The organism is Cuspidothrix issatschenkoi CHARLIE-1 (assembly GCF_002934005.1).
In the GTDB taxonomy this organism is placed as follows: Bacteria; Cyanobacteriota; Cyanobacteriia; order Cyanobacteriales; family Nostocaceae; genus Cuspidothrix; species Cuspidothrix issatschenkoi.
This window is the reverse complement of sequence record NZ_PGEM01000064.1, coordinates 15,942-27,812: the sequence shown is the minus strand read 5'-3', so window position 1 is coordinate 27,812 and position 11,871 is coordinate 15,942. Positions and strand designations below refer to the sequence as shown.

Genomic DNA, 11,871 nt, shown 5'->3' with positions numbered 1-11,871 from the left:
GGGAATAGGTAACAGGGAATAGTTTCAACTATCTGGATATCCTCAATTTCTCATATCCGACTCGACTCGACCCGACAAGGAAAAATGCAACTGTTTTGAGACTCCATTTGCCAAAACCTTGCACTTACTTGTTCTTAAAATCTGCGAAACCACTATTAATAAACGGTTATAGCTTTATTCAGCAACCCCTATTTAGTGATTTGTTTCCAAGCAGCATCTAAAGCCGATTTTGTCCGCTCGCCCGCACGGGAAATACTTTGTTGCAAACTATGCCATTGTTCTTGCAAAAACTCCGTAGCCTCTTCTAAGGCATGATGTGGATGATCAGTAGAAGCTGCTACTTCGTCGCTGACTTCTTTAATTTTGACGTGGACAACTTCGGGTTTATCGTTGGGGGAAATAAGATGATGTAAGCGATCGCCCATAATATGTACCAGATGTTGTACTTGCTGTGATTTCTCACTCAAAAAACCTTGCAATCCTTCTGATTCGTCTTGAAGTCGCTCTTGAACATCTTCCCGAATAATTACTTTATTGATGGTAATTTCCTCAATATCTTCGGGATACAGGACTGCGTGTCCACCAAAAGGAACTGCAATTTCTCCACCCACAATATAAGCGGCGATTTCTCCAGTTTGCCAATCAAATAAAAAATCTTCCACCCAACCTTGAGTTTCACCCAGCGCGGATTCAACCGTAATTTGATGCAAGCGGTGAAGATTGTCTGGAATATCAAGCAATGGAGGGTAATACATTGATACTGCACCCATACCTACTCCAGCAATTCCCGCTACTGGTAAATAAGCTTCCCCACCTGAAAAATAGGCAATACGCCCAGAATCATCAAGCCAGACTTCTTCTAATTCAGCAAAACGAGCAGATGTCGAGCTATCTATTGCTATTGAACCGATAATTTGACTGCAACGCACAACATTGAGCATATTTCCCCTCCCATACTCTCTATTTCTGAGGAGTTTGATTAATAAACACAGCGGCTGATCTTTTGCCACCTTGTTGTTTGGAACTTGAACTCTACTTTGAGGGTAGCAAGAAAATCAGAGGAATTCTTACATCAAATTGTAGAAAAAATCGGCGTTGCTGAAACCAAGTATGAATTTAGTAGGACTTACGCACAAGTCACGGAATAATGAACCACGTTCGCGAAGCGTGCCGAAGGCATAGGAACGAAGAGAACGAAGAAAAGAGGGTTTGAGAGATATTTTGCGTAAGTCCTGTTTAGATGTAGAGACGTTCCATGGAACGTCTCTACAAGGGTTTGGAGATCATCAAAAATAATTTTCATACCTCAAATCAGCAACGCCAAAAAATCTTGAGGCGATCGCTTGCCTATGTCCCCAATAAAATCCAAGTCTGCATACCCATCGAAGCAAGGTGGATGATATCTTACTTCAATTTATAAATTTCCCCTCGATTAACTAAAATTTCTCCCGTTAATAAATCCTTCACAGTTGCTAATAAAGTTCGGCGAAAATCTACCTCAAATAACACCGCTATTCTATCAAATCCTGCTGCACCTGGTGGGTTAAGTTTTGCCACACAAACCTGTTTACCTTGGGTATCTAAGGAACGGTAACTTTCTTGATGTTGAAGAGTGCTAGAAGTCATTCTTCCTAATGCATCAAAAGCAATTTCAGTTTGCGTCATCTCACCAACTTCACCAATATCTAAACGAATTTCTGTTTGTCCATTATTAGCAGCTTGTAAAGTTAACCATTGATCAAGTTGATAAGGATATTTTGTACCTTTAGTAAATAAATGATGATAAACATAACTTTTACTGTAACTTTCCCACAAACGAATTGCATAACTATGACGCAAAAAATCATCTATTTCTGTAATTTGTGTAATGGCTAATGCACCATGACAAACTGCATCAAAAGGTTTATTTAATTTTACCTTAGCTTTACCAAAATAAGATATAATTAATTGTTGAACTGCGGGAATTAAACAACTTCCTCCTACTAACAAAACCTGTTCAATATCATTTTTAGAAATACCCTTTTTTAAAGCAAAGGTTAAAACCTCATCTAAAGCATCCCGTAATTGTTGTAAAAACTGTCTATATTCTAAAATTTCTTCTAACTTTTCACGGGTAATTTTTAATTCATAAGACATAAAAGATTCATCATCAAACCAACTTTCTGAAGCTGTTGGATTTTTAGAAAGTTGAATTTTTAACCGTTCAGCAATTTCTAGGAGATTTTGATAACTGATTTTACCAACTTGTTCAGGTGTGAGATTTTGAGAATGTAAATAATCATCAACTATCCACACATCAATATCTTCACCACCTACATAAGCTTCTGACTTAGCTAAAACCTCAGCACGTAAACTATTATTTTCATGAGAATTAGTTACAGTTTTAACTAAACTTAAATCGAGAGTTCCCCCACCAAAATCTACTACCAAAATCAATTGACCGGGATTTTTAATAGCATAACCTAAAGCTGCTGCTGTAGATTCATCAACAATGGAAACTTGAGGAACATTTAATTTTTGACCTAAATCTCGAAACCAATCTAAATAACGTTCAAAAGCACCCACAGGAACAGTAAAAATTAAATGACTAGGTTCGATATTCTGCTTTTTTATTTCCGTCCAAATAGCTTGAATAAATAACTCAGAAATAGAAACAGAATTATAATTTATGCCATCAATTTGGATTGCTGGTGGTTGATAATCTCCAGCTAAATCACGTTTAAACTTTTTAAATAACCGTTCAGGAGGATAACTTTGAGAAAGTCCTAATCTTTGACTGATAACACCTTCACCTAATATAATATTATTACCTAATTTAATAAACATTAAACTAGGAATAACCGGGTATTCTACTCTTTCACCTTGAGGATTGACACCGACAAATACACGGGATAAATTAGGAAAGCGTAAACTTTTAGGTTGTTGAGTATCAACTTCTAAAATACTAATTACAGTATTACTTGTACCAAAATCAATTGCAACAGTTGTCATAATTAAAGTAGGTTAGGTTGAGAAAAAAAACAACAAAACAGATAGATAATTAACAGTATGTTGGGTATAACGCAATTGATAAATTCTTTGCGCGAGATCACATAAATAATTGATTGTTGGGTTGCGCTTCGCTTAACCCAACCTACGATATTATCATTTAATTATTATCAAACCCTGGGGGAAGGGTGCGACTAACTTTAGCAGGATAGAGAATTTTATCACCATTTTGATAACCAACAAAACGAATATAGACTAATTCCCCTTCTTGAATATCATCATTATCAGCTTGATGTAGTTGGGGATTATAATTAACTTGTTGCCAAGTTTCACCAATAGGAGTATAACCCCAACTGGTAATTAAATTATCTAAAGGTGTAAATAGAGAAACTAGGTTTTTAGCTGGTAACTCTGGTTTAGCTAAAACCATTGTTTTGACTGTGGGATAATTTCGGAGTAAGGTTTGTAATTGGGTAAAGGTTTCATTTTGAAAATCGCTTTGTAATTGTTGAGATTGTTGTTTTAATTCCTCCCTGAGTCGTTGACATTGAATTTCAAGCTCTAAAATTTTGATTTTCTGTTCTGTGTCTGGAGAAGTTACAGATTCATGATCAATAATTGTATCTTGATTATTTTCTGGATCATTTTCTGGATCATTTTCTGGGAATAATATCCGCAGAATAGTATAAACAATGATTACAAGAATTACAGCAAAAGCAGCTTGATTAATTTGTTCTAGCATATTGTTTTTTTAGTCTAAATTTGGAAACAGAAATAGTTTAACAGATAAAATCATTCGTTCTAACTCAGGTTTATTGTCTAGGAGAACAGGATGTTCCCACAATCCATTTTCCCTTTCAGAGCAAGCTTTAGCAAGTGCTTTTCCGATATTCTTAAAACTTTTTTGAATATCCTTTTTATTATCTTTAAGCGTTTCTGGATTGGGGTTGAATACCAAAATAAATACTCTGTTTTTTATATCTTCAGGAATACACTCTCGTACATGAATTTCTCTATTTTGATAAACATCACGATCAATAATTAATAATATATGTTTATTAATATTTTGTCGCAGTTTTTGAATATATTTTTCTTTAAATTCATCTTTAACGTTTACCCATCCACGAGCTTCTTGTAAAAGGTGAATCCTATCAATAGCCACGTTTAAATCTAGACAAAATCCGTTAACAATCTGACGATGAGCATCATCTTCTACTAAAACAATAAGCTGTGGTCTATAGTCATTGGGACTCATAATTCTATGTCTCCACAAATTAAGTCATTAATTAGATCAACTCGATCTTCTCGACCGGGTATTTCACTAAGTAATCTAATTAAAGTTGGTTCTAAATGACTTTTTTTATCGAGGAAAAAGGTATTTTCATCGGAGAATTTTCTGATTGCTTCAGGATTATGAGAAGTTACTAAAATTTGTCCATTATTTATAAATGAACGTTGTAGAGAAATCATAAAATGACCTACTATTGATAGAGAAAGATAATTATCAGGTTCATCCCAAAAACAGAAAATAGGTCCATAGAATTTATTAGCAGCTAAAACTAAAGCACAAAGGAAAAAGCATTTTTCACCATCTGATAAATCTTGAAAATCAACATTCAAAGTTGCCTTATTTTTCTCAAATCTAACCACAAGACTTTTTAATTCTTTACCAATAATTTCATTGACAAAATCTTGGAAGTCTTCCATAATCTCTCGGAGATATTTGTCAATTTCTCTATAGGACGCAGGATAACGACCAAGTATCCCACAAAGCCATTCTCCAATATCTGAACCATCTCGCTTTGGTTCTAAGGTTTCACTATAGGAATTTCCAGTCATTAAACTGGGAATAGGCGATAGAATAATCATCTGAGAAAGCCAATTTTTGAAAAAATTAACACTATCATTGCTAATTATTGGCATCGCTACTAAATGCCAATCTACTGAAAACTGAGCTTCCTTATTTTGGGCATTATTATGAATAGTAACCTGGGCGGCTTTTCGAGAGTAAATTGGATTTCCTGCAACTAAAAATTGTTCTTCAAAAACTCGTAATTCTTTAAAATTTTCTGGCAAATCTAATGCTAAGATATATTTATATAATTTATTTTCAAGTAATACTTCTATTTCTAAACGAATAGGAACGTCAGACTTTCTATGAGCGAAATCATTCAGTCCGATGAGACGAGGTTCTTTCGCAAGATCCCGCAATCTATTTGTGCCTCTAGCAATAGCTTGAAGCACCTCCAATGCCTTAGCAATAGTTGATTTACCTACACCATTTTTACCAATCAAGAGAGCAGATGACATCTCTTTCATTGTCAGTTCAAAGTTTTCTAAACATCGGAAGTTATTTACATATAGTCTTTGAAGCATAATAAAGCCGTTCCTAGAAGTAAAAAATGAAGATTCTTGGGCGGTGATATACCCATTATAAGTTCAAATACCCAACTTATCTAAGAAATTTCTCGTTCCCAGTCTCCAGGCTGGGAGTGCCATTTTAGAGGTTCTACCCCTATTTTATCAGGAGGCAGAGCCTCTTTTGTACATTCATTGTTAGAGAAAAGGAACGGTTCTGTGTCTGGAGAAGTTACAGATTGATTATCAATAATTGTATCTTGATCATTTTCTGGGAATAATATCCGCAGAATAGTATAAACAATGATTACAAGAATTACAGCCAAAGCAGCTTGATTAATTTGTTCTAGCATATTGTTTATGTAGTTGGTTTTCAGATCCCCGACTTCTTAAAGAAGTCGGGGATCTAAGTTTATTGTTGTTGTAAGGTTTGATTTTCCGAAGTTGTAATTAACTCATCATCTTGATAATATTCGGGTAATAATTCCTGAGATTCTATTTCTCCTAAAGATTTTTCTAACCCTTTTGTAGTTTCCACACAACTAGAACCAATGGCATTTAAAACCCGTTCCACAATTTTACCATCTTTACCAATGCGATATTCAATCTTTTGATATTCTGCCATAATGATTTTTCCTTTCGTCCTGAGATCCCCGACTTCTGTTAAGATTTGATCAATCAATGATTAATTTATGTAAGAAGTCGGGGATCTGATCGTAAATATTAATAGAGTACCAGATCCCCGACTTCTATTTATATTTCTTCAATAAATTAGGACTTACGCAAAATGTAACTGCAACCCTGATTCTTTATTTTGCGTAAGTCCTGTAAATAAGTAAATAAGGTCAGAAGTCGGGGATCTTATTTATTCTTATTTAAACCCATCTACCAACCACAACCCGCACCGTACCATCTGCTAAAACTTCCTCTTCTTCCACATTAAAACCCTCCGTTTGTATGGTTTCCATCAAAGTTTTATGGGCGTATTTTTGACTAATATTATTAATAAACTCCTGCTGATTAATTTTCGCACCCCAAAAATCAGCCACTAATTCATAACTTTCTCCATTTTTACGAAAACCCAAATCATAACCATTAGATTGCTTAATCACATATTCAGCATTAGTTGTATCACCCATATAACCCCGAACTTGAGTATTTTGTGCAACTTGATAACCTAACTCTTGCAAAACCTGAAGCAAAACTTCACCCTGTTTAATTTGCACCTTGATAGTTGTAAAATGAGACATAAAAAAATAACTCCTATGAAAAAACTCTCCAAAACCTCTTCTCTTCGCTTCCTTCGTTCCTTCGTGGTTCATTTTCCATTATTATTTAATCCACCTCCAAAGGACCCAAACCTTGCTGCTGAGAATAAACCTTTAACTCCTCAATTAACAGCGTATCAATAGAAGCAGTTCTTGCCCCAGCTTCCGCAGCCCAGCGTTTTAAACTGGTAATTTGTTCCTTAGCAATAGCCGCCAAAGGAACAGTTTCCGATACCGCCGCTAAAATATCTTCTGTATTAAAATCCCGCCTATTTCCATCAATTAAACTACCAAAAGCGCGGTGCATACCATCAATAATTACTTGTTGAATTTCCGCACCGCTAAAATTTTCGCTATGACTTGCGAGTTTCTGTAAATCAAAATCTCGCAGTCGGGAAGGACGGATTTTTTGCAGGTGGACTTTAAAAATATCATGGCGTTCTTTTTCCGTGGGTAAATTTAAGAAGAAAATTTCATCAAATCGCCCTTTTCTTAATAACTCTGCTGGTAATATTTGCACATTATTAGCAGTAGCCACCATAAACACCGGACTGGTTTTTTCTTGCATCCAGGTAATGAGTGTACCAAATACCCGGCGCGATGTTCCAGAGTCACCATCTGTACCACTATTAATATTACCAAATGCCTTATCTATTTCATCCATCCATAATACACAGGGTGAAATTGCTTCTGCTAATTGTATCATTTGGCGAATGCGATTTTCACTTTCTCCCACTATGCCTCCAAATAATCTGCCCACGTCCAAACGTAACAATGGTAAACGCCATTCATGGGCGATAGTTTTGGCAGATAATGATTTTCCTGTTCCTTGTATTCCTACTAATAAAACGCCTTTGGGGTTGGGTATGCCATAACGTCGTGCTTCTTCGGTAAAAGCATCTTGACGCATTCGCACCCACTGTTTGAGATTTTCTAAACCGCCGACATTTTTTAATGATTCATTGGCGGTGTAAAATTCTAAGATTCCGGTTTGGCGAACTGCTTGTTTTTTCTCTTCTAAAACTCTATCAATATCTGTTTCGTTGACTTGTCCTTTTGCTGCTAAAGCGGCGGCTAAAACTCTTCTAATTCTAGCGCGACTTAATCCTTGACAGGCTTTGATTAATTGTTCTTTTCCCAGTCCATTTAAGTTAAGTTTTTCGGGGACTATTAATTGCTGAATTAAATAATCTATTTCTTCGATATTGGGTAAGGGAAAATCAATTACTGTAATTTCTTCTTGTAGTTCTGGGGGAATGGTTAATATATGACTGGTGAGGATGAGGGTTTGGCGTGTGCGTTTGAGTTGACGGGTGAGGTTTTTGATGGCACGAATTACGGGAGCATTTTTTTCTGTTTCGGAGTTTTTGAGGATAAAATGAATGTCTCGCAATACGAAAATTGTGGTTGTATTTTCTGAGGTTTTGGTAATTCTTGATAATGCACCCATGACTGAACCTTTATCAGTTCCGTTGTCATCCCAACCGGTGACGATATCCCATAATAATAGTTGTCGTGGTGTCTGGGATATTTGGGTGAGTTGTTGGAGGACTTGTTCTATTGGTTCTTCTTCGACTCCGACTATATATAGTAGGGGATAGCGGGCGCGAAGCATGAGGTCTATTTGTTGGAGTAGTTGTTGATGGGGGTTATTCATTATGTATAAATAGGGGGGTTAGTTTATAGGGGTTTTGTTATCTATATTATTGATATTTTAGATATTGTATTTGTATTCATCGTCCATATTCCATTTTTCTTTCCATCGTCTTTGTTCTTCTTCCCATTGTTTTATTTGTTCCTCCCATTGTCTATCTTGTTCCTCTCGTTCCCTTTCTTCTTTCTCCCATTGTTTTATTTGTGCTTCCAACTGTCTATCTTGTTCCTCCCATTCTCTTTGTTGTGCTTCCCATTCTCTTTCTTGTTCCTCTCGTTCCCTTTCTTCTTTTTCCCATTGTTTTATTTGTGCTTCCAACTGTCTATCTTGTTCCTCCCATTGTCTTTGTTCTTCTTCCCATCGTCTTTCTTCTTCTTCTGGAAGTTTATTATAATAATCCCAGTCTATATTCCACGTTTTATACCAATAACGCGATGTTTCCTTTACCTTTTGCTTATATTCGTAGTCCGTTGATATTTCTAAAGATTTATCTTTTACAACTTGAATTAATAAATCTAACCCCTGTTCTCCATAATTGAAAGCTTCTTTAATTGCAGCAATTCTCACCTTTAAATCTGGATTTTGCAACCGCAATTTTACCCCTTCAATACCACCTAAAACCGCCGCACCTTCTAGTGATGGACTATTACCACCAAGCACAGCATCGTATTCTCGCGGTTGTTGTGGATTATTCATGATTCGTTAATGGTTGGTTTCATGTATGCTGTATATAAAATAGCATATTTAGGGAATTTGGTTATTTGTTTACATAATTTTAAGATTGTCAGAATCAGGATGTCCAGGATGTAATTGGATGAATATTCTTATCTGTCATAATCATCATCTTCATAGTCATAGTCATATATTTCCTGATCTATATCTTCATATTCATCCATATAACTATCTTCATAGTCATAGTCATCTATATAATTATCTTCATAGTCATAGTCATATATTTCCTGCCATCTTTTTTCTGTTTCGTCCGATTGTTTTATTTGTACTTCTAATTGCCTATTTTCTTGTGTAGATTCGCTTAGGCATAAGAAAACGCGAAAACCACAGTGATTGCGACGATAATTAGGTAGATGCCTAATGCGATCAGCCGAGCGACAATCCCTTGCTATACTATACCAAGAACCACCGCGCAATACCTTAGCATTAGTTTGAGCATTCCAAGTATTGCCATTTATATAATTATCATGCCAGCTATCTTCACACCATTCCCGCACATTCCCGTGCATATCATACAAACCAAAAGCATTAGGGGGAAAAGAACCTACATTAGTGGTTTGCTGACACCATTCACCTTTGCGGGCTGAAGGATATGGATCATAGTTTACTAAATCAGTGGTAATGGTTTCACCAAAATGAAAAGGCGTAGTAGTTTCTGCTCTACAAGCATACTCCCATTGTGCTTCACTGGGCAACTTATAGTTTTTTCCTGTTTTTTGGCTTAACTTTTGGCAGAATATAACCGCATCATTCCAACTTACTTTTTCAACAGGTCGTTGACTACCTTTGAAGCGAGATGGATTATTCCCCATAACAGCTTGATATTGTGCTTGAGTCACGGGATATTTACCCATAAAGAAACTAGAAATAGAAACTTGATGTTGAGGACTTTCTTTATCATATCTTCCTGCTTCATTTTCTGGTGAACCCATCATAAAAGTACCACCAGGAATTGCAGCCATTTTCAATGTCACACCATTACCCAAATCTTCTATAAAATATCTAGCTACACGCGGCTGACGCTGAATAATTTCACCAGATTTGTTGACTGTAACGACTTCAATTTGTTCTAGTTTTAAACCTTGAGGATTAAAGTTTGATGATGCTTGTTTAGCTTTTATATCTGTTCTATTTATTAATAATGAATAAGCTTGTAATTGTACTTTTAGAAATCCATCTTTTAAACCTGCAATGACTAAATCTAAACCCTGTTCTCCATAATTCAATGCTTGCTCAAGTGCAGCAATTCTGACCTTTAAATCTGGATTTTGCAACCGCAATTTTACCCCTTCAATACCACCTAAAACCGCAGCACCTTCCATTGATGGATTATTACCACCAAGCACAGCATCGTATTCTCGCGGTTGTTGTGGATTATTCATGATTAGTTAATGGTTGGTTTCATGTATGCCGTATCTAATATAGCATATTATTGTCTGAATCAGGATGTCCAGGATTTAAGGATGTACAGGATGTGATTGTTTGATTATTGGTGAGTTGTTGATGATTAGGATAGAGAAAAGTAAATAAATATTTATGAAGTGAGATGGAAGAATAAATATATGAATCTCATCTATCAATCATCAAATTACAATCCTGTCAATCCTATAATCCTGGTTATCCTGATATGGCTAACGCCACGCTTCGCTATCAGACAAAAAAATTGATCGCCTGACGGCGAGGGGAAAGGGTAAAGAAAAGAGGGTAAAGGGCAAGAGGGTAAGAGTATAAAGGGCTACAGAGTCCGCGCAGCACCACACACAACACGAAAACCGTTGAAGTCGTCGCCGAAGCCCGCATCAGCATAGAAACGACAAACCGAACGGCAATTTCCAGGATGGTCGAACCAAGAACCCCAGCGCAGCAACTTTTCATTACTTAGTCTTGTCACAGCACTACTATCTGTAGGCGCGTTATTATAGTTATCTACCCAATCATCGAAACACCACTCCGAGACGTTTCCGTGCATATCATATAATCCAAAAGCGTTAGGGGGAAAAGAGCCTACATCTGTAGTTTGTCTACGATACTCACCTCTAGGAGCAGAAGCGTAAGTGTAATTACCATCATAGTTAGCTAAATCTGTTGTAATCGTCTCTCCAAAATAAAAAGGTGTGGTAGTTCCCGCTCTACAAGCATATTCCCATTGTGCTTCGCTGGGTAGGGTGTATTTTTTTCCTGTTCTTTGGCTTAACAGTTCACAGAATTTAACCGCATCATTCCAACTAACGCTCTCAACTGGGCGATTACTACCATTGAAATAAGAAGGGTTAGTTCCCATAACAGCTTGATATTGTGCCTGTGTTACGGGATATTTTCCCATGAAGAAACCTGGAACAGTAACTTGATGTTGAGGATTTTCACTATGCCTTCTTTTCGCTTCATTTTCTGGTGAACCCATCATAAAAGTACCACCCGGAATTGCAGCCATTTCTAAATTAACACCATTACCCAAATCTTCTATAAAATATCTGGCTACACGCTGCTGTCGTTGAATGATTTCCCCAAATTTGTCAACTGTAACTACTTCTATTTGTTCTAGTTTTAAACCTTGTTGATTAGGTTTTTGTAATATTTGCTTAATTCTTGGTTCCGTTCTGTCACTTAATATTAAATAAGCGGCATTTTGAATATCCCAAGATTGATCATTTAAACCTGTAATTACTAAATCTAAACCCTGTTCTCCATAATTCAAAGCTTGCTCAAGTGCCGCAATTCTCACCTTTAAATCTGGATTTTGCAACCGCAATTTTACCCCTTCAATACCACCTAAAACCGCAGCACCTTCTAGTGATGGACTATTACCACCAAGCACAGCATCGTATTCTCGCGGTTGTTGTGGATTATTCATGATTCGTTAATAGTTGGTTT

Annotated in this window: 11 protein-coding genes and 1 pseudogene; all 12 read right to left on the bottom strand. The window is 36.4% G+C overall.

The window, feature by feature from the left end:
* Window positions 1-188: 188 nt before the first annotated feature.
* The gene (locus CUN59_RS09620) at window positions 189-941 is read right to left on the bottom strand and encodes a photosystem reaction center subunit H (protein ID WP_104387642.1); all 753 of its coding nucleotides are present in this window, start codon (window positions 939-941) and stop codon (window positions 189-191) included.
* Window positions 942-1,404: 463 nt separating this feature from the next.
* Window positions 1,405-2,991, bottom strand: coding sequence for an Hsp70 family protein (locus tag CUN59_RS09615; protein ID WP_104387641.1), 1,587 nt, complete (start codon window positions 2,989-2,991; stop codon window positions 1,405-1,407).
* A gap of 157 nt (window positions 2,992-3,148) precedes the next feature.
* Window positions 3,149-3,730 carry a nucleotide exchange factor GrpE gene (locus tag CUN59_RS09610; protein ID WP_104387640.1) on the bottom strand — a complete coding sequence of 194 codons (582 nt, stop codon included), beginning with the start codon at window positions 3,728-3,730 and terminating at the stop codon, window positions 3,149-3,151.
* A 9-nt stretch (window positions 3,731-3,739) separates the two neighbouring features.
* Window positions 3,740-4,243 (bottom strand): hypothetical protein, encoded by a 504-nt coding sequence (locus tag CUN59_RS21985; protein WP_104387639.1) that lies wholly within the window; start codon window positions 4,241-4,243, stop codon window positions 3,740-3,742.
* On the bottom strand, window positions 4,240-5,364 hold the full coding sequence (locus CUN59_RS09600) for an AAA family ATPase (protein WP_104387638.1): 1,125 nt from the start codon (window positions 5,362-5,364) through the stop codon (window positions 4,240-4,242). Before CUN59_RS09600 ends, CUN59_RS21985 begins: the two co-directional genes overlap by 4 nt.
* Window positions 5,365-5,444: 80 nt before the next feature.
* Entirely contained in the window at window positions 5,445-5,699 is a 255-nt protein-coding gene (locus tag CUN59_RS21700) for a hypothetical protein (protein WP_207765397.1), read from the bottom strand.
* 59 nt (window positions 5,700-5,758) lie between these two features.
* Window positions 5,759-5,971, bottom strand: a complete 213-nt coding sequence (locus tag CUN59_RS09590) for a DUF2997 domain-containing protein (protein WP_104387637.1) — start codon at window positions 5,969-5,971, stop codon at window positions 5,759-5,761.
* A 250-nt stretch (window positions 5,972-6,221) separates the two neighbouring features.
* Window positions 6,222-6,596: a DUF1257 domain-containing protein gene (locus CUN59_RS09585; protein WP_104387636.1), complete on the bottom strand. Its 375-nt coding sequence runs from the start codon at window positions 6,594-6,596 to the stop codon at window positions 6,222-6,224.
* An 85-nt stretch (window positions 6,597-6,681) separates the two neighbouring features.
* On the bottom strand, window positions 6,682-8,271 hold the full coding sequence (locus CUN59_RS09580) for a Ycf46 family AAA ATPase (RefSeq protein WP_104387635.1): 1,590 nt from the start codon (window positions 8,269-8,271) through the stop codon (window positions 6,682-6,684).
* A gap of 57 nt (window positions 8,272-8,328) precedes the next feature.
* Window positions 8,329-8,964 carry a hypothetical protein gene (locus CUN59_RS21695; protein ID WP_207765396.1) on the bottom strand — a complete coding sequence of 212 codons (636 nt, stop codon included), beginning with the start codon at window positions 8,962-8,964 and terminating at the stop codon, window positions 8,329-8,331.
* 128 nt (window positions 8,965-9,092) lie between these two features.
* Complete coding sequence (locus CUN59_RS22640) at window positions 9,093-10,382, bottom strand: formylglycine-generating enzyme family protein (protein WP_104387634.1); 1,290 nt, start codon at window positions 10,380-10,382, stop codon at window positions 9,093-9,095.
* A gap of 353 nt (window positions 10,383-10,735) precedes the next feature.
* Window positions 10,736-11,548, bottom strand: a pseudogene (locus CUN59_RS09565) (formylglycine-generating enzyme family protein); the annotation flags it as partial.
* Between the last annotated feature and the right edge of the window lie 323 nt (window positions 11,549-11,871).